Source organism: Lysobacter olei (assembly GCF_054777355.1).
On sequence record NZ_BAAHAT010000004.1, the window covers coordinates 162,168 to 180,523 of the forward strand.

General features: G+C 67.5%; 13 protein-coding genes and 1 tRNA gene. 7 read left to right on the top strand and 7 right to left on the bottom strand.

Translation table 11 applies throughout. The annotated features are described in order from the left end of the window. Nucleotides 1-9: 9 nt before the first annotated feature. Complete coding sequence (locus ACYVBS_RS07350; RefSeq protein ID WP_460822789.1) at nt 10-2,391, bottom strand: penicillin acylase family protein; 2,382 nt, start codon at nt 2,389-2,391, stop codon at nt 10-12. Between the two features lie 314 nt (nt 2,392-2,705). On the opposite strand from ACYVBS_RS07350, the gene asnB reads away from it, so the two are divergent. Both asnB and ACYVBS_RS07360 read left to right on the top strand, forming a co-directional pair. Then, a complete protein-coding gene (gene asnB, locus ACYVBS_RS07355) occupies nt 2,706-4,415 on the top strand; it encodes an asparagine synthase B (RefSeq protein ID WP_460822791.1) in 1,710 nt (569 codons plus the stop codon). Between the two features lie 153 nt (nt 4,416-4,568). Next, nucleotides 4,569-7,460, top strand: coding sequence for a bifunctional diguanylate cyclase/phosphodiesterase (locus tag ACYVBS_RS07360; protein WP_460822792.1), 2,892 nt, complete (start codon nt 4,569-4,571; stop codon nt 7,458-7,460). A gap of 10 nt (nt 7,461-7,470) precedes the next feature. Here ACYVBS_RS07360 and ACYVBS_RS07365 read toward each other — a convergent pair whose 3' ends face one another. The 3 genes from ACYVBS_RS07365 to rnk all read right to left on the bottom strand — a co-directional run bounded on the left by ACYVBS_RS07365 (nt 7,471) and on the right by rnk (nt 11,102). Beyond that, nucleotides 7,471-8,130 carry a thiopurine S-methyltransferase gene (locus tag ACYVBS_RS07365; RefSeq protein WP_460822793.1) on the bottom strand — a complete coding sequence of 220 codons (660 nt, stop codon included), beginning with the start codon at nt 8,128-8,130 and terminating at the stop codon, nt 7,471-7,473. A gap of 61 nt (nt 8,131-8,191) precedes the next feature. Then, complete coding sequence (gene parC / locus ACYVBS_RS07370) at nt 8,192-10,432, bottom strand: DNA topoisomerase IV subunit A (RefSeq protein WP_460822794.1); 2,241 nt, start codon at nt 10,430-10,432, stop codon at nt 8,192-8,194. Nucleotides 10,433-10,685: 253 nt separating this feature from the next. Continuing rightward, a complete protein-coding gene (gene rnk / locus ACYVBS_RS07375) occupies nt 10,686-11,102 on the bottom strand; it encodes a nucleoside diphosphate kinase regulator (RefSeq protein WP_460822795.1) in 417 nt (138 codons plus the stop codon). Nucleotides 11,103-11,282: 180 nt separating this feature from the next. On the opposite strand from rnk, the gene ACYVBS_RS07380 reads away from it, so the two are divergent. Next, nucleotides 11,283-11,367 (top strand) — tRNA-Leu (locus tag ACYVBS_RS07380). Between the two features lie 122 nt (nt 11,368-11,489). Here ACYVBS_RS07380 and deoD read toward each other — a convergent pair. Then, on the bottom strand, nt 11,490-12,206 hold the full coding sequence (gene deoD / locus ACYVBS_RS07385; RefSeq protein WP_460822796.1) for a purine-nucleoside phosphorylase: 717 nt from the start codon (nt 12,204-12,206) through the stop codon (nt 11,490-11,492). Beyond that, a complete protein-coding gene (gene deoC / locus ACYVBS_RS07390) occupies nt 12,203-12,961 on the bottom strand; it encodes a deoxyribose-phosphate aldolase (RefSeq protein WP_460822797.1) in 759 nt (252 codons plus the stop codon). Before deoC ends, deoD begins: the two co-directional genes overlap by 4 nt. 167 nt (nt 12,962-13,128) lie before the next feature. Here deoC and rnr point away from each other — a divergent pair, with 167 nt between their 5' ends. The 4 genes from rnr (at nt 13,129) to ACYVBS_RS07410 (ending at nt 17,683) form a co-directional block, all read left to right on the top strand. After that, entirely contained in the window at nt 13,129-15,618 is a 2,490-nt protein-coding gene (rnr, locus tag ACYVBS_RS07395; protein ID WP_460822798.1) for a ribonuclease R, read from the top strand. Between the two features lie 201 nt (nt 15,619-15,819). Further along, nucleotides 15,820-16,572: a 23S rRNA (guanosine(2251)-2'-O)-methyltransferase RlmB gene (gene rlmB, locus ACYVBS_RS07400; RefSeq protein WP_460822799.1), complete on the top strand. Its 753-nt coding sequence runs from the start codon at nt 15,820-15,822 to the stop codon at nt 16,570-16,572. A gap of 128 nt (nt 16,573-16,700) precedes the next feature. After that, the gene (sugE, locus tag ACYVBS_RS07405) at nt 16,701-17,015 is read left to right on the top strand and encodes a quaternary ammonium compound efflux SMR transporter SugE (protein ID WP_460822800.1); all 315 of its coding nucleotides are present in this window, start codon (nt 16,701-16,703) and stop codon (nt 17,013-17,015) included. Continuing rightward, the gene (locus tag ACYVBS_RS07410; protein ID WP_460822801.1) at nt 17,012-17,683 is read left to right on the top strand and encodes a VTT domain-containing protein; all 672 of its coding nucleotides are present in this window, start codon (nt 17,012-17,014) and stop codon (nt 17,681-17,683) included. Before sugE ends, ACYVBS_RS07410 begins: the two co-directional genes overlap by 4 nt. Here the strand turns inward: ACYVBS_RS07410 and rnt are convergent. Then, nucleotides 17,672-18,322, bottom strand: a complete 651-nt coding sequence (rnt, locus tag ACYVBS_RS07415) for a ribonuclease T (protein ID WP_460822802.1) — start codon at nt 18,320-18,322, stop codon at nt 17,672-17,674. The genes ACYVBS_RS07410 and rnt overlap by 12 nt on opposite strands. Nucleotides 18,323-18,356 lie beyond the last annotated feature (34 nt).

The window sequence follows — 18,356 nt, forward strand, 5'->3', positions numbered from 1 at the left end:
CGTGCCCGATTAGAGTTCTGCGTGCTGGGGCGGCGTAGTGGGCGCGAGCTTCAGCGTGAACACCGTCGTCCCAGGCAGGAACGGGGACGCGCGTCCCTTGACCCAGTCCTGGTGTCCTGCGCCCCAGAACGGCGACAACGGGTGACCGCTCTGGCCCCCGGGCATGTGCGTGAGGCCCTCGGCCTCCCGGCCGGGCGCGACAACCATTCGCTGCGACGCGCCCTTGTCCGGGGTCTGTACGCGGGGTACGGCGGTATCCCCCGGCAACCGGTCAAACGGCATGCACAGCCAAGGCTTGGCAAAGGACGGAAGCGCGCCGGCCAGCGGGTGACAGATATTGGCCGTGTTCTGCTCACCCCAGGCGCGCTGCTCGAGCGGTCCTTCGCGCAGGAGCGTGTCACGCGTTTCGATGGCCGCGGCTTCCAGCAACGCGTCCCACGAGTCGTAGCCTGCCGGCAGCAGGTGCGGCGGTCGCTCCGTCACCATCGGCCAAGCAACGCCCTCCAGTTGGGGGAGTGCGGGCAGTGGCGCGTCCTGTCCCAGTGCCTTACGGGCCGGCGCCAGCAGGCCGTCCTCAATGCGGCGGTTGACGGCCAGCCGCCAGGTGCGCACCAGCCGGTAGCTGACCGCATCCGGTGCCGCGCGCCCCTCCCAGTGGGACGCCGCGGAGGCCACGGCGGTCAGGGCCGGCCTGCGGGTACGGGCGGCGCTGTCGCGCAGCAGTTGCCACCACGGGGTCAACAGCATGGCGCGGTCATCCAGTTGGATGGCCAGCAACGCCCGCTCATCAAAACGTTCCTTGGCGAACAGCGCATCGCGGATCTGGTGTGCTCGCGTGCCGAGCACATAGCCGCCGTCACCGATGCGGTCTAGGGCGGCTCCGTCGACCACGCGGCTGTTGGCCGTCCAGAGGCGGCCGGTCGGCGGGTCAATGACGGTGGGGGCGCCGGCGGTCGACACCGGCCATGGGCGACAGGCGGTGCTGGATTCCATCAGGTGACGGGTCGAACAGCCCTCGCCGCGCAGCGGCATCGGGCCGAGCATGCGCCATGCAATGCGGCCGTCGCGGTCGCCGATCACAAGGTTCTGGCCCGGTACCGCAGCGGTATCGGCGAATGCCAGGGCCTGGTCGAGCGAGCCGGCACGTGCGAAATGGCTGAGTCCGAAGTTGAGCGCACCCGGCAGGTGGGCCGTCCAGCGCAGTGCCAGCGCACTGCCGTCGGGCTCACGATGCAGGATTGGCCCCCAATCCGACTCCTCCACCGTGAAGCGCACCGGGTCGCCTCCCGCGACGGCAATGGTTTCCACATGGCTGGCAATGGGGTCACACGGGTGCACGGACGACCCGGTGCGACAGGGGCGTTCGCGACGCCAGTCCAGCCAGTCACCGTAGCCGTTGGTGAAGCCCCAGGCGACGTGCCCGTTGCTGCCGACCACGACGGTCGGCAACCCCGGCAGGGTGAACCCGGTGACATCGACGCGACCGCCAGGTGCTTTCGCATCGGCATAGCGCAGTCGCGCACGGAACCACAAGTTGGGTGCGCGCAGGCCGAGGTGCATGTCATCGGCCACGATGGCACGGCCGTCGCGGGTCAATGCGCCGGCCACGGCGAAGTTGTTGCTGCCGGTGGCGGCGGGTTCGTCGAGTGGGCGGGTCGGTGAGGAGACCAGGCCCGGCAACGCCCGCAGGTTCAACTCGCTGGCCGAGGGCAAGCGGGCATCGCCGCGCGAGGCGCCTGCCACCGGCGCATCCCATCGACTGCCGTCGTACGCCAGCAGGTTGAACAACGGGGCTGGCACGCGCGCCTGAAGACGCCACAACGCCAGTTCGCGCGCGTTGCTGTCATCGTGCAGGTCGAAGTACATCGCGTAGCCCGTCAGCGCGCTGTCCTCGGCGCGCCACGCCGTCGGCTGCGTGCGCAACAGGAAGTAAGGCCAGGGCCGTGCGCGCAGCGCCGATACGCCGGCGTTGACGCCCTCGACATAGGCTTGGAGCACGTCGCGTTTGTCACCCGCGATGATCGCGAGATCACGCTGGACACGGGCGCGCATGCGATGGACGCGGCGCGACTTGTCGAGTTTGACGGCGCGCGGGCCGAACAGGTCGGCCAATTCGCCGGCCGACGTTCGGCGCATCAAGTCCATTTCGAAATAGCGCTCCTGCGCGTGCACATAGCCCAGCGCACGCATGGCATCGGCCTCGTTGGCGGCGTCGATGGTCACCGTGCCCAGTGCGTCACGCTGCACCGTGGTCGGAGCGGACAAACCGGCCAGCGCCAGGTCCCCCTCCAGCCGGGGCAGGCTGCCACGCAGCAGCGCCCACGCCAGCACAAGCAACAGTGTGGCGGCGGACACGACGATCAGGAACCCACGGACAACCCATTTCATCATTGGCCCCTCCGTTGCCCAGCTTAGCGGAGGTGGGCGCTGCCGGCTTGGGCGTCATCGTTTCAGGTGAAAACGTCCCTTGCACCGCCGCAGGGTGTTGTAGCAGGATCGACCCATGACCTCCGTTGCCACCCACGCCCACGCTCACTTCGCCCGTTTCGGGTGCGGTTGCGTGTCGGTACGTGGCAATAACCTGAATAACAACGCCAGCCTCCCGCAGGCCGGCGACTAGCACGCGTAACCGCTACTCGCTCTCTCCAAGGCCTGCACTGCGAAGTGCGGGCCTTTTTCTTTCCTCCCTCCCAAGGACTTCTGCCATGTGTTCCATCCTCGGTGTCTTCGACCTCCGTCCTGGCGTGGACCTCGCGCCGCTGCGCCCGCTTGCGTTGTCCTTGTCTGCGCGGCAGCGGCATCGTGGGCCGGACTGGAGTGGTGTCCACGTGGATGCGGCCGCCATCCTGGTGCACGAGCGCCTGGCCATCGTCGATCCTGCCGGCGGCGCTCAACCCATTCGTTCGGCCGACGGCGAGCTGGTGCTGGCGGTTAACGGGGAGATCTACAACCATCGCGAGCTGGAGCGCCGGCTTGCCAGGCCCTATGCCTTCCAGACCGGGTCCGATTGCGAAGTGGTCAACGCGCTGTACCGCGACGGCCAGGACATTGGCGCGTGGCTGGGGCAATTGAACGGCATCTTTGCCTTCACCCTGTGGGACCGCGCCCGCCAGCGCGCCGTGATCGCCCGCGATCACATGGGCATCTGCCCGTTGTATTGGGGTCACGACGCGGACGGCCGGTTGTGGGTGGCCTCGGAGATGAAGGCGCTGGTCCGGGTGTGCGACGACGTGGCGCCCTTCCCGCCGGGTCACTACTACGACAGCGCCGATCCGCGCTGCGCCGCGGGGACGCCGATCCGGTATTACGAGCGTGCCTGGCGGGATTACCAGGCTGTCGAAGGTGTTGCGGTGGACAAGCTGGAACTGCGCGAGGCTTTCGAGCGTGCCGTGCATCGCCAGATGATGAGCGACGTGCCGTATGGCGTGCTGCTTTCCGGTGGATTGGACTCATCCCTGGTGGCCGCCTGCGCCGCGCGCTTCGCCCGCCGTCGGGTGGAGGAAGATGACCAGTCGGAAGCCTGGTGGCCGCGGCTGCATTCGTTCGCGATCGGCCTGGACGGCTCGCCGGATCTCAAGGCCGCCCAGGTTGCCGCAGACGCGCTCGGCACGGTGCACCACGGGTTCACCTATACCTTCGAAGAGGGGCTCGACGCGCTGCCCGAGGTGATCCGCCACATCGAAACCTATGATGTGACCACCATCCGTGCGTCCACGCCCATGTTTCTTCTCGCGCGCCGCATCAAGGCCATGGGCGTGAAGATGGTGCTGTCGGGAGAAGGCAGCGACGAGATTTTTGGTGGCTACCTGTACTTCCACAAGGCGCCCAACGCCCGTGAATTTCACGAGGAACTGGTCCGGAAGCTGGACGCGTTGCACAGCTACGATTGCCTGCGTGCCAACAAGTCGATGATGGCCTGGGGCGTCGAGCCGCGCGTACCGTTCCTCGATGTCGAGTTCCTGGACGTGGCCATGCGCATGGACGCCGCCTGCAAGATGGCCGGCGCACGCGGCGACGGCAGCGTCCGGATTGAGAAGGCGGTACTGCGCGAGGCGTTCGAGGGATACCTGCCGGAAGAGATCCTGTGGCGCCAGAAGGAGCAGTTCAGCGACGGGGTGGGGTACGGCTGGATCGATGGTTTGAAGGCGCACGCCGAAGCCCACGTCAGCGACGACGACCTGGCAAAGGCGGAGAAGCGCTTCCCGATCAACCCGCCGCAGACCAAGGAGGCGTACTTCTACCGCCGCATCTTCGAGCAGTCCTTCCCAGGCGATGCCTGCGCGCAGACCGTGCCTGGTGGCAAATCCATCGCCTGTTCGTCCCCGGCGGCGATTGCGTGGGATGCCGCGTTCGCCGCCATGGCCGATCCGTCGGGTCGTGCGGTGACGGGCGTGCATCAGGCGGCCCTGGCCTGAGGTGAGCGTGGGGTGGCGACGGGCGGCCGTTTCCGGTCGCCCGCGCCGTTGCATCTTCAGGCAATGGCCACGTCGCATCCCGGTCCCCGTCACAATGGCGACTCCACCGCCGGAATCGGAGCGGATCTCGCGCAACCAGCCCATTTCCTGACCGTGCCGACAAACCTGGCGGAACTGGATGCCCTCGTGGTGGAACTCGCGGAGGCCGCGTTCGGTTGCCTCAATGCACGCCTGGTGTGGGTGTCGGGTCATACCCGCGGCGGGTTACCCCTTCGTCACCAATGGCCGACGACGCCCCTGTCGCAAGGCGAAACGAGGTTGATCGACCTGGCCCGGCGCCAACGAAGCCACGCGGTCGACGACATGGCGGTCACCGGCGAACGGCGGGTCGCATTTCCGCTGGGTTTCGCGCAGGCGGTGTTCATGGCCGATTGGCCGGGAACGGAGGGATTCCCGGAGACCTTTCCGCCAGGCTTTCGCGCATTCCTGATCCTGTTGGCGGCTCGCATGCGGGCCGAGGTGGAGTTGGCGGCCGCGCGCCGGGCCGCGGGGCGAATGGAAAAGGCCGCCAAGCTGCAGAGTGCGTTCTACCTGATTGCGGACCTGGCGAGCAGCGAGCTGGACATGCCCGAGATGCTGCGCCGCATCCACACGGTCGTCGCTGGGCTCATGTACGCGGAGAACTTCTACATATCACTGTACGACCCGGAACGGGATTCGGTGCGTTTCGTTTACTTCGCGGACGGGGCCGATCCGCGTCCCATCCGCGCTGACGAGGAATTCCCGGCATCGGCCATGGGTGACAGCCTGACCATGGCGGTGATCCGCAGCGGTCGGACAGCAATGGGGCCGTCGCGGCAGTTGCGGGAAAAGATGGGGCTGGGCGGTGCAGGTGAACACGGACCGGACAGCGTCGACTGGCTTGGCGTCCCCATGATTGCCGAGGGACAGGTCCGTGGCGCAGTCGTGGTGCAGTCGTACGACGCCAACAACCGTTACACGCAGGACGACAGTGCTCTGCTGGCGTTCGTGGCCCAGCACATCCTGACCGCCCTGCAGCGCAAGCAGGCGCACGAAGAGCTGGAGCGGAGGGTAGAGGAACGCACCCACGCACTGACCGAAGAAGTCCGTGAGCGCGAGCGGGGCGAGCAGTTGCAGGCCGCGCTGTTCCGGATCGCGGACCTGGCCAGCTCCGAGCTGGACATGAACGAGATGCTGGGGCGGATCCATGGGGTCGTCGGCAGCCTCATGTACGCGCGCAACTTTCTGATCGCCTTGCACGACGCCCAGCGGGACACGTTGCGCTTCATCTATCACGCCGACGAAAAGGACCCGGGCTTGGTCGACACCGATGTGGAGGTGCCTGCCGAGCAGATGGACAACACCATCACCCTTGGCCTCATCCGACATGGCAAGTCCGTGATGGGGCCGCCTGAACAGGTGAGCGCGCAACTGGGGATCCCCGAAGGGGTTTTCGTCGGCGCCTTGGCAGAGGACCTGCTGGGCGTGCCCATGGTGGCTGAGGGCGTCGTTCGGGGCGCGATCCTCGTGCAGAGTTACGACCCGTCCGTGAGTTTCGATCGGGACGACCGGGCGCTGCTGGCCTTTGTGGCGCAGCATATCCTCACCGCCCTGGACCGGAAACAGGCCCAGGCGGAGTTGGAGAGCCGGGTGGAGCGTCGCACGCGCGAGCTGGCGTCCGTGGTGGGCGAATTGAGGGAGCAGATTCGCGAAAGGGAGCGTGTCGAACAGCAACTGATGCACGAGACCCTGCATGACTCCCTGACCGGCTTGCCCAATCGCAGTTTCCTGTACGACGCACTCGAGCGTGCGATGGCGCGGCGGAGCCGCAATCCCAATCACAGTTTCGCCGTGCTGTTCCTGGACCTGGACCGTTTCAAGATCATCAACGACAGTGTTGGCCACCATGCCGGGGACGAGATGTTGAAACAGGCCGGAGCGCGCCTGGCGGCTTGTGTGCGCCCGTCCGACGTGGTCGCCCGCTTGGGAGGGGACGAATTCGCGATGTTGCTGGAGGAGGTCAACCTGCCGGAAGAGGCCTGTCATCTGGCGCAACGCGTGATCGACGCGCTGGGCAAACCCATGCACATTGATGGCAAGGAACTGTTCACGTCGGCCAGCATTGGTATTGCACTGGGGAACGAGCGCTACCTCCGCGCGGAGGAGATGCTGCGCGATGCGGATGTGGCCATGTACCGGGCGAAGGCCCACGGACGGCAGCGTTTCGAGATCTTCGACGAGCAACTGCACGGCGAGGCATTGCAACTGCTTGAGCTTGAAAGTGACCTGCGACGCGCGGTGCGCCGATCGGAGTTCATTCCGTACTTCCAGCCCATCGTGCGCCTCAAGGACCGGCACGTGGTGGGATACGAAGCGTTGCTGCGCTGGAGGCATCCGCGGCGCGGCGTGTTGGCGCCCGGTGAGTTCCTTGAGGCCGCCGAGGAGAGCGGCAGCGTCGAGCAGATTGACTGGCAGATGTTCGAGAAGACTTGCCGAATGGTGCGGGCCCAGCGGGAGGATATGGGCTACGTCACCATCAATGTCTCACCTCGGCATTTCAGGTCCCCCGCGTTGGCCGACCAGGTGCTGGACATGCTCGATGCGCACGATCTGCCGCACGAGCGCATTCGCCTGGAAGTCACGGAAGGAGCGCTGCTGGACAACCCCGAACAGGTACAGACGACCCTGGAAGTCCTGCGCGAGGCCGGTGTGGTGGCGGCCCTGGACGACTTCGGGACGGGCTACTCTTCGCTCAGCTACCTGCATCGGTTTCCGCTGCATGCGCTCAAAATCGACCGCTCGTTCGTCGCCGCGCTGCGTCGCGATGAGCAGGCCGGCAGCGAAGCCGTGGTGCGTGCAGTGTTGGCGATGGCCGGCACGCTGGGCATGGACGTGATCGCCGAAGGCATCGAGACCCGGGAGCAGTGCGACTATCTGATGGAGATGGGGTGCCAGCTGGGGCAGGGCTACCTGTTCTCGCCGGCGCGGCCTGCGTCGGAATGGGCCGCGTGGCGCCACCATTAGGGCGCCGGGCTCAAGCCGGGGCGCCCAGCCTGTAGACCGCAGTGTGAAGCGCGGTGACGCCCTGCTCGGCGAAGCCGGGATCCTGTTCGAGGATGTCGCGGCGCTCCAGCAGGTCCACGGTCCAGCGCTTGCCGTACAGGCGCCGAACCTCGTCTTCCGGAACGGAGAACGGCGGTCCCGGCATCTCATGCTGGGGGTACTCCAGCGTAATCAGGAGTCCGCGGCACCGGCCTGGCAGCTTGCCGTACAGTTCAGTTGCATAGCGCTCGCGCATCGCGGGCGGGAGCGCGATCAGCGCCGCACGGTCGAACACGGCGTCGCATTCCTCGAGCAACCGGGTGTCGAGTGCGAATGCGTCGCCGCACACCAGTTCGATCTCCCCCGATCGGTAATGCCGGCCGTATGGCGATTGGGTGATGGTGTAAGGCAAGTCGTTTTCGCCGAAGAACTGCTCAACCGCGAGTTGCGACAGCTCCACGCCCAGCACTCGGTAACCCTGCGCGGCAAACCAGAGCATGTCCTGCGACTTGCCTGCCAGTGGCACAAACACACGCGAGCCAGGGGCGACACCCAGGGACGGCCAATGCTTGAGCATCAGCGGTGTCGCCTTGGGCTGGTGGAAGCCGATGCGTTTTTCCTGCCAGCGCTGGTGCCAGAACTCCGGTTCCATCGTTCAATCCTCGTTAGCGGCGCGGTGTCGATGCGCCGCAGCGCGTGTCTCGGCCCAGCAATCAGACATCCAGGCCATCCACCTTCTGCCATCCACGCGGCAGTAACCCACCACGCGTCGCTCGTGCACCCACGTACGCTTCCAGTTCCTTCCACGACAACGACATCGTGCGTGCGCCGGATTTCACCGTCAGCGTGCCACCCGCCGGCACCACCGCCACCGCCACCACGCGCTCGGTGCCCAGCTTGGCCTTCGGAATATCAATGAGCTTGTTGCCCTTGCCCTTGTCCAGCTCGGGCAGCTCGCTTACCGGGAAGGCGAGCAGGTGGCCGACGTTGGTCACCGCCACCACGCGGTCCTGATCTACCGCACCGACGGGTGCCGGCTGCAGGACCTTCGCCCCCGGGGTCAGCGACAGCATTGCCTTGCCGGCCTTGTTGCGCCCGGTCAGGTTCTCGAAGCGCGTGACGAAGCCGTAGCCGTGCGAGGAGGCCAGCACAAAGCGCGTGTCGTTGTCGCCGCTGGCCAGTGTCTGGAACGCCGCGCCCGCCGCCGGCGAGAAACGCCCGGTCAGCGGTTCGCCATTGCCGCGCGCCGATGGCAGCGAGTGCACCACGGTGGAGTAGGCGCGGCCGGTCGAATCGAGGAACGCCACCTGCTGCGTGCTGCGCGCCTTGGCCGAGGCCAGCAGCGCGTCGCCTTCGCGGTAGCTCAGCCCGGCGGCGTCGATGTCGTGGCCCTTGGCCGCGCGCACCCAACCCTTTTCGCTGAGCACCACGGTCATGGGCTCGCTGGCCACCAGCTCGGTCTCGGAGATCGCCTGCGCGGCGCCACGTGCCACCAGCGGCGAACGGCGCGCGTCGCCGAACTTCTTCGCATCGGCCAGCAGTTCGTCCTTGACCAGCTTCTTCAGCTTGGCCTTGCTCTCCAGCGTGGCGACGATGCGGTCGCGCTCGGCCAGCAGCTCGGCTTCTTCGCCGCGGATCTTCATCTCTTCCAGGCGCGCCAGTTGGCGCAACTTGGTCTCGAGGATGTAGTCGGTCTGGTCCTCGCTGAGGCCGAAGCGCGCCATCAGCACGGCCTTGGGCTCGTCCTCGGTACGGATGATGCGGATCACTTCATCCAGGTTGAGGTACGCGACCAGCAAGCCGGCCAACAGGTGCAGGCGGCGCTCGACCTTGTCGAGGCGATGCTTGAGGCGGCGCGTGACCGTGTCGGTGCGGAACGACAGCCACTCGGTCAGGAACGCCTTGAGTCCCTTCACCTGCGGGCGGCCGTCCAGGCCGATCACGTTGAAGTTGACCCGGTAGCTCTTTTCCAGGTCGGTGGTGGCGAACAGGTGGCCCATCAGCTGGTCGGTGTCCACGCGGTTGCTGCGCGTGACCAGCACGATGCGGGTCGGGTTGGCGTGGTCGGACTCGTCGCGCAGGTCCTCCAGCCACGGCAGCTTCTTCGCGCGCATCTGCGTGGCGATCTGCTCGATCACCTTACCCGGCGAGGCCTGGTACGGCAGCGCGGTGACGATGATGTTGTTGCCGTCCTTTTCGTACACGGCGCGGGCGCGCACGCTGCCCAGGCCGGTCTCGTACATCTGCAGGAGGTCGGCGCGCGGGGTGATGATCTCCGCGGTGGTCGGGTAGTCGGGGCCCAGCACGTGCTCGCACAGGTCGCGGGTGGTCGCGTCCGGGTCATCGAGCAGGCGCACGCAGGCGCTGACCACTTCATTGAGGTTGTGCGGAGGCACGTCGGTTGCCATGCCCACCGCAATGCCGGTGGTGCCGTTGAGCAGCAGGTGCGGCAGGCGCGCCGGCATCCACGAGGGCTCTTCCAGCGTGCCGTCGAAGTTGGGCGTCCAGTCGACCGTGCCCTGGCCCAGCTCGCCCAGCAGCACTTCGGCGATCGGTGTCAGCTTCGACTCGGTGTAGCGCATTGCCGCGAACGACTTGGGGTCGTCAGTGGAGCCGAAGTTGCCCTGGCCTTCCACCAGCGGGTAGCGGTAGGAGAACGGCTGTGCCATGAGCACCATCGCCTCGTAGCAGGCGCTGTCGCCGTGCGGGTGGTACTTGCCGATCACGTCGCCCACGGTGCGCGCGGACTTCTTGGGCTTGGCGCCGGCGTTGAGGCCCAGCTCGCTCATCGAATAGATGATGCGGCGCTGCACCGGCTTGAGCCCGTCGCCGAGGAACGGCAGGGCGCGGTCGAGCACCACGTACATCGAGTAGTCGAGGTAGGCGCGTTCGGCGTACTCGCGCAGGGGGATCTGTTCGAAGCCGTGGAAAGCCGGTCTTACGGAATCATTCATGGGCGGACTTCATGGCGAAAAACGTCATGCGCGGCTACGCGCTCATTCGGAGGGTCCGGGCGATTCTAACCGCCGGCCCGGCGGCTGGGCCGGGGGCGGCACGATATGCGGCGGCGGTCGCAAAGGATGCGACCGCCGTGGTCGCCGCCAGGGCAGGGGGGCGCCGCTCGGGGGCGGCCAGGCGGGGAGGCGCGGCCCCTGGCCTCGCCTCCAGCGCAGTCGCTGGGGCGAACCGTGGGCGCCCCCGCGCCGGTCAGCGGGTGAAGTCCCCGGCGGCCTCGGGCTGGTACTGGATGGACAGCACCCGCAGCCGGATGGTGCGGCCGCCCGGGATGGGCCACTGGATGCTGTCGCCGATGCGCAGGCCGAGCAGGGCGCTGCCAACGGGCGCGAGGATGGACACCTTGTCGGCGCTGCCATCGGCATCGCGCGGGAACACCAGGGTCATTTCGCGTTCTTCGCCGCTGTTCTCGTCGAGGAAGCGGGTGGTGGAATTCATGGTGATGACGTCGGCGGGCATGTTGGCCGGCTCGATGATCTCGGCGCGCTCCAGTTCGGCCTGCAGCGCCTGGGTGTCGTGCCCGCGTGCGATGGGCGTCTCAAGCAGCGCTTCGAGGCGCTCGCAGTCGAAGCGGGAAATCAGAAGGGGCGGTGGGGTGGGCTTGGTCATGCTCTTCTCCAAAAGTAGAAGCGGGCGACGCGCCGTGCGCACCGCCCGCAGGTTCACTGGTTGTGCCCAAACCGTATCCGCGAACGGAATCTTCTTCAAGACGACAAAAAACTGTTGACAGGGTGGGGGCATGGTCCCAGAATACGCGGCTCGCAAGGCAGCAACATCGCCGAACGAAATGCCCAGGTGGCGGAATTGGTAGACGCACTAGTTTCAGGTACTAGCGGGTAAAACCGTGGAGGTTCGAGTCCTCTCCTGGGCACCAAACTCAAAGGGTACACCCCTTCGCAAACCCCGCCAACGTGCGGGGTTTTGTGTATCTGGCGTCCGTGGCCGTGCGCGGCGTTGCTGGGGCGCGTCCCAGGATCGCGCGCTGAAACGGGGTGGCTAGGTGGCCGTGTCGGTGATCAGTGCTTCCAGCACCAGCCTCACCATCGTCGACAAACCTTGTTCCCGCTGTTCGGCTGCCATGTGCTCGTCGCGCTGCAGGTGGTCGCTGACGGCGAGCACGGACAGCGCGCGGAAGCCTTCGCGCAGGCCGAGGCCATAAAGGCCAGCGGATTCCATCTCCACACCCGCGATCCGATGGCGGAGCAGGTGCCCCACCAGGTGCGGGTCACCCCCGTAGAAACTGTCCGTGCTGAATATGCCGGCCACGGTGGCGGAAATGCCCAGGCGTAAAGCACTGTCCGCGGCCGCGCGCAACAACCCGAAATCGGCGCAGGCCGACAGATCGTGTCCGCCAAACTGCAGGCGGTTGAACCGCGAGTCGGTGCTGGCCGACTGCGCCAGCAGGATGTCGCCGAGCGCGACCTCGCCCACGCCGCCGCAGGTGCCCACGCGCACGATCCGCCTGACGCCGTGGAAGCGTGCCAGTTCGGTGGCGTAGATTGCGCATGAGGGAATGCCCATGCCGCTGCCCAGCACCGAGATGCGCTGGCCCCGGTGCGTGCCGGTGTACCCCAGCATGTTGCGGCGGGTGTTCACCTCAATGGCGTTGGTAAGGAATTCGCGGGCGATGTGGCGGGCGCGCAGCGGGTCGCCCGGCAGCAGCACGGTGGGGGCGATCTGGCCCGGTTCGGCGTCCAGGTGGGGCGTGCTCATGCGGCGTCGTGTCCGTGCAGGGCATCCAGGAGCGCGGTGAACAACGCGCTGGCGCCGATGCGGAAATGGTCGGCGTTCGCCCAGTCCACCCCCATCCGTGCGTCCACCAAATCTAGGTAGGGCGCGGCATCATCGAGCGTGCGCAGGCCACCGGAAATCTTGAGTCCGCAGTTCCCGCCGGATGCCTCGATGGCGTCCAGCATGGCCGCCGCCGCGGGCAGCGTGGCGCCCACCGCCGTCTTGCCCGTTGAGGTCTTGAGGAAATCGACGCCGGCATCGATGCCGATCTGGCTGGCCCGGCGAATCAGGGCGGCATCGTCCAACACACCCGATTCCAGGATCAGCTTCAGGGTGACGCCGCGGCCGCAGGCCTCGCGACAGGCGACCACGCCGTCCCGGGCCCGCGTGATCTCCCCGCGGAGGAAGGCTTGATGGTCAAACACCATGTCGATTTCATCCGCGCCGGCCGCAATGGAGCGGCGTGCTTCGCGCTGGACGCGCGCGGGGCGGCCTTCGCCTTCCGGGAAGTTCACGACGGTGGCGACGCGGATGCCGGCGTTCCCGAGTGAACGGCGCGCGGTGGTGACGTGCTCCGGGTAGATGCAGACGGCGGCGGGCGCAGGATCGGCCGCCAGCGCCACGGCACACAGGGCTTCCACCTGCGACGGCGTGTCGTCGTCGCCCAAGCGGGTGAGGTCCAGCAAGGGCAGCAGGCGCCGGGCGAAGTCGCGGGCGGAAGGTTCGATGAGGGGCATGGCACGCATCGCGGGGTTGATCCGGGCAGGCTAGGGCGACGGGCGCGCGCCGTCCTTGATTTGCGGCAACTCCGACGGTCCCGCGTGCCCGCCCCGGTTACCGCGACGCCGTCCATTCGTCATCGGCCGCGACGCGACGTTCATGGTGATGTGAGACCATCCCCGCCATGACCAGAAAAACCACGGGACGTGGCAAGGGTGGCGCCGGCAAGTCCGGCGCAGGTTTCACGGGCGCAGGCAAGCAGGTCGGGGCGGGTGGCAAGCGCCAGGGCGCGCGCGCCGCGGGCGGCGGCAAGCCCACTTCGGGCAAGCCGGCGGCCAAGCGACCGGGTTGGATGCCGGAGCCGGCGCCGAGTGGCTTCAAACCGCGGACGTCGCCCACATCGCCCGCACGCGCATCGCGCGCCGCAGGCGGCCCGGTGAACCGTGATCCGCACGCGGATCGCGAGGCGGCCCGTTACGAGCGCCCCATTGCCAGTCGCGAACTGATCCTGCAACTCATCACCGCCGCCGATGGCCCGATGGACGCGTCCATGCTGGCAGAGCGCCTCGGCTTGACCGATGCCGACCGCTTCGAGGCGCTGAGCAACCGCCTGCGCGCCATGCTGCGTGACGGCCAGCTGCTGCAGAACCGCCGCGGTGGCTTCGTGCCGGCGCAGCGGATGGACCTGATTCCCGGCATCGTCATCGCCAACCCCGACGGTTTCGGCTTCCTGCGCCCGGATGCGGGCGGTGGCGACGACTTGTTCCTGCCGCCGTTCGAGATGCGCAAGGCGATGCACGGTGATCGCGTGCTGGCCAGCGTGACGGGCGTGGATCGCCGCGGCCGCCGCGAAGGCTCCATCGTCGAAGTGCTGGAGCGCCGGCTCAATCGCCTGATCGGCCGCTTCACCGTCGAAGCGGGCATCAGCTTCGTGGTGCCCGACGACCGCCGCATCCAGCGCAACGTGATGATTCCGGCCGATGCGCGGATGGACGCGCAGAATGGCCAGCTGGTGGTGTGCGAACTGGTGCATGCGCCCGACACCAACCGCCCGCCGATCGGCCGCGTGCTGACGGTGCTGGGCGACCGCCTGACCGCCTCGCTGGCGGTGCAGGCTGCGATCCACGGCCATGAACTTCCGCATGAATTCCCCGCCGCCGTGCTGGCCGAGGCGGCCGCCGTGCCGGTGGAGGTGCAGCCTGCCGAGGCCGCATCCCGCGTCGACATTCGCCACCTGCCAATGGTGACCATCGACGGCGAAGACGCCAAGGACTTCGACGACGCCGTCTACTGCGAACCCACGCGCAACGGTTTCCGCCTGGTGGTGGCCATCGCCGACGTCTCGCACTACGTGCGCCCGGGCACCCCACTGGACGACGAGGCCCTCAAACGTGCCACGTCGGTGTATTTCCCCGGCTTCGTGGTGCCGATGCTGCCGGAGACGCTGTCCAACGGCATCTGCTCGCTCAAGCCGAAGGTCGACCGCCTGTGTTTCGTCTGCGACATGCAGATCAACCGCAAGGGCGAGGTCACCGCATCCGAGTTCTACGAGGCGGTGATGCATTCGCATGCGCGCCTGACCTACACGCAGGTATGGAATGCGGTGGGCGAGGGCATTGCGGAGGAGGCCCACGAGGACGCGCTGGGCGTGATTGGCTCGTTGCTGCCGCAGGTCCAGCGCCTGCACCAGCTGTACCAGGTGCTGTCGAAGGCACGCGAGCGCCGCGGCGCGATCGAGTTCGAATCGAGCGAAGTGCGATTCGTCCTGGGCCCCAAGGGCGAGGTGGTGCAGGCCGGCATGTTGCAGCGGAACGACGCGCACAAGCTGATCGAGGAATGCATGATCGCGGCCAACGTGGAGGCGGCGAAGTTCGTGATGGGGGCTGACGTGCCCTCGCCATTCCGCGTGCATGAACGCCCGCCAGAGCAGAAGTACGCCGACCTGCAGGAGTTCCTGAAGGAATTCGGCCTGCGGATGCCGGCCTGGGGGCAGGTGGAACCACGCGATTTCACCCAGTTGCTGAAGAAGATCCGCGAGCGGGCCGATGCCGCCCTGCTCGAATCGGTGTTGTTGCGCAGCCAGAGCCTGGCCGTGTACGCCACCGGCAATACCGGGCATTTCGGTTTGGCATTGGAGGCCTACGCGCACTTCACCTCGCCGATCCGCCGCTACCCGGACCTGCTGCTGCACCGGGCCATCAAGCACGCGCTCAGCGGCGCGCGCCCGGAGAAATTCAAGTACTCACCCAGCGAGATGGCGCAGCTGGCGCTGCAGTCCTCGGAGCGCGAGCGCCGTGCCGACGAGGCTGAGCGCGAGGTGGACGAGCGTTACCGTGCGGCGTGGATGGAGCGCCACGTGGGTGGCGAGTTCTCCGGCGTGATCAGCGGCGTGACCAGTTTCGGCCTGTTCGTGGAACTGGACGACTCCAAGGTCAACGGCCTGATCCACGTGACCCAACTGCCCTACGACTACTACCACTTCGACCCCATCCGCCGCACGCTGAGCGGCGAGCGCATGGGCCGCGAGTTCCGCCTGGGTGACCGGGTGGACATCGTGGTGCTGAAGGCCAGCGTGGAGGACCGCCGCATCGACTTCCGACTGGTGGAGGAGCGGGGTGCCAAACCCCTGCCGCCGCGTGGCAAGCCGGCCAAGCGGGTGAAGCAGAAGTACTGAGGCGGGCCCGGCCGCCTCGCCCCACCGCGGTCGGCCGGCAAGGGCGGCCAGCGCAGACGGCCCCGCTGCCTCCGTTGTGGCAGCGGGCGCTGGATGCGGGCCGCCCTCGGGAGAATGTGGGAAAATGGCGGGCCTTGCCGACTTGTGCGGCACCCCCTGCATTGCCGCAGCGCCCTGCCGCGGCCCGCCTCCGGAACCCGAATGAGCCAGAAACAGTGGATTGCCGGCATCAATGCCGTCTCGGCCGCGCTTGAGCACGACGCCGAGCATGTGCGCGAGGTGCTGATCGAAGCCGGCGCCAAGAACCCCCGCCTGGCCGAGATCGAGAACCGTGCCCAGCGGCTGGACATTGCCGTGCGCAAGGTCGCGACGCAGGCGTTGGACGGTGTGGTCGGCAACCTGCGCCACCAGGGCGTGGTTGCGCGTTATGCAGCGGCCAAGACCTACGGCGAGAACGACCTGGAAGGCCTCGTCGATGGCGCCGAGGGGCGCGCGCTGCTGCTGGTGCTGGACGGCGTGCAGGATCCGCACAATCTCGGCGCGTGCCTGCGCAGTGCCGCCGCGGCCGGCGCGACCGCGGTGATCATCCCCAAGGACAAGTCGGTGCAGGTCAACGCCACCGTGCGCAAGACGTCCGCTGGCGCGGCCGACAGCATTCCCGTGGTGCCGGTGACCAACCTGGCCCGCACCATGCGCGACCTGCAGAAGCAGGGCGTGTGGCTGTACGGTCTGGCTGGCGAGGCCGAAGCGTCTTTGTATGCATTGGACCTGCGTGGCAACGTCGCGCTGGTGCTGGGCGGCGAGTCCGATGGCCTGCGCCGCCTGACCCGCGAGAACTGCGACCAGCTCGTGAAGATTCCCATGCCCGGCGGCAGCGAGGTGGAAAGCCTGAATGTGTCGGTGGCCGCCGGCGTAACCCTGTTCGAGGCCGTTCGGCAGCGCGCTGTCACCTGAAGGCCCCGCGGTACGCGGCCAGTCAACACGACTGCACCACGTATCGCCACCAGACTCAGGAAGCGGGGACGACCCCGCCGCTCCATGTTCATCCGGGGACGGCCCCATGCATTGTGTAGGTGTGTGTCGTGGCGTGGATTCTCCTGATCGTGGCCGGTTTGTTTGAAGTCGGTTGGGCCATCGGCCTGAAGTACACCGAAGGCTTCACCCGCCTCTGGCCCTCCCTCGGCACCGCCGCGGCGATGCTGGTCAGCCTGGGCCTGCTGGGGCTGGCGATGAAGTCGTTGCCCGTGGGTACTGCCTATGCGGTCTGGGTGGGGGTGGGGGCCGTGGGCACGGTCATCCTCGGCGTGCTGCTGTTCAATGAGCCGATGGGTGCCCTGCGGCTGGCAAGCGTGGTGCTGATCGTCGCGGGCCTGGTCGGCCTGAAGTTGGCCGCATGACGCCGCTGCAGCAACGGCTGGCATCGCATTGGCGGCAGGCGTTGACGGTCCTGCTGGGGTTGGCCCTGGTCACCGTGCTGCTGTCGATGGAGGGCACCAACGCCGCGCTGCATCGGCTGCTGTCAGCGGCCGAACCGGTAATCGCCGCGCATCCGGTAACCGGCGGGCTGCTGTTCGTGGCGCTCTCCGCCGCGTCGGCGATGCTGGCGTTCTTCTCAAGCGCGCTGCTGGTACCGGTCGCCGTGTACACCTGGGGCGTGCCGTCCACCATCGGCCTGCTGTGGCTGGGCTGGCTGCTGGGAGGGATGAGCGCGTACTGGATGGGGCGCGTGTTCCGCCGCCCACTCGTGCACTCCAAGCGCGCGGCCCGGCTGGTCGACTTCTACGCCGACAAGGTGCCGCGAGAGGCGCATTTCCCCGTCGTGCTGCTGTTGCAGTTCGCGCTGCCCTCGGAGGTGCCCGGCTACCTGTGCGGTCTGCTGGGCGTGCGCTTTCCGGTGTATCTCTCGGCCTTGGCCATTGCGGAATTGCCCTACGCGGTGGGCACCGTGCTGGCGGGCGAAGGCGTGGTCCGTCGCGAGGGCTGGTGGCTGGTCGGCCTGGGCGTGGTGGCCGTGGCGTTCAGCGTGTATGCCGCCTGGTTGTTGCGGCGAAAGTTACGTCGCTGACCCCGTCGCCCCGGCGCTCCACGCGTTGACGATGCGGCAGAACAGCTGCGCGGTGCGCTCGGTGTCGTACACCGCGGAATGGGCATAGGTCCCATCCCAGTCCAAGCCAGCGGCCTGCGCGGCACGGGCCAGCACGGTCTGTCCATACGCCACGCCGGCAAGCGTCACCGTGTCGAAGACGCTGAACGGGTGGAAGGGGTTGCGCTTGTGCCCGCAGCGCGCCACCGCCGCGTTGAGGAAGTTGAGGTCGAAGTGCGCGTTGTGGCCGACCAGGATGGCGCGCTGGCAGCCGTGCTTCTTGACTGCCTCGCGCACGGGTGCGAACACCGCATCCAGCGCCGCGCGTTCGTGCAGCGCGCCACGCAACGGGTTGTCGATGTCGATGCCGGTGACTTCCAGCGACTTCGGATCGATCTCCGTGCCGGCCGCAGGGATCACGTGGCTGCTGGTGACCTCGCCGACGACCAAATTGCCGTCCGCATCGAGGTCGAGAGGCGCCACCGCGATTTCCAGCAGCGCGTGGCGGTTCCAGTCAAAGCCGCCGGTTTCCACGTCCACCACCACAGGCAGGAAGCCGCGGAAACGCGAGGCCATGCTGGGAAACGAGGTGGCGGCAGGGGCGTTGCTGGCGTCATTCATCGGGAATAGCGTAGCAGAGGCGCCGTAGCGACCG

Bases quoted from the DNA above. Each gene is read 5' to 3' on its own strand.
- ACYVBS_RS07350 (WP_460822789.1), bottom strand. From the start codon at position 2,391: ATGATGAAATGGGTTGTCCGTGGGTTCCTGATCGTCGTGTCCGCCGCC.
- asnB (WP_460822791.1), top strand. From the start codon at position 2,706: ATGTGTTCCATCCTCGGTGTCTTCGACCTCCGTCCTGGCGTGGACCTC.
- ACYVBS_RS07365 (WP_460822793.1), bottom strand. From the start codon at position 8,130: ATGGAACCGGAGTTCTGGCACCAGCGCTGGCAGGAAAAACGCATCGGC.
- parC (WP_460822794.1), bottom strand. From the start codon at position 10,432: ATGAATGATTCCGTAAGACCGGCTTTCCACGGCTTCGAACAGATCCCC.
- rnk (WP_460822795.1), bottom strand. From the start codon at position 11,102: ATGACCAAGCCCACCCCACCGCCCCTTCTGATTTCCCGCTTCGACTGC.
- deoD (WP_460822796.1), bottom strand. From the start codon at position 12,206: ATGAGCACGCCCCACCTGGACGCCGAACCGGGCCAGATCGCCCCCACC.
- deoC (WP_460822797.1), bottom strand. From the start codon at position 12,961: ATGCCCCTCATCGAACCTTCCGCCCGCGACTTCGCCCGGCGCCTGCTG.
- rnr (WP_460822798.1), top strand. From the start codon at position 13,129: ATGACCAGAAAAACCACGGGACGTGGCAAGGGTGGCGCCGGCAAGTCC.
- rlmB (WP_460822799.1), top strand. From the start codon at position 15,820: ATGAGCCAGAAACAGTGGATTGCCGGCATCAATGCCGTCTCGGCCGCG.
- ACYVBS_RS07410 (WP_460822801.1), top strand. From the start codon at position 17,012: ATGACGCCGCTGCAGCAACGGCTGGCATCGCATTGGCGGCAGGCGTTG.
- rnt (WP_460822802.1), bottom strand. From the start codon at position 18,322: ATGAATGACGCCAGCAACGCCCCTGCCGCCACCTCGTTTCCCAGCATG.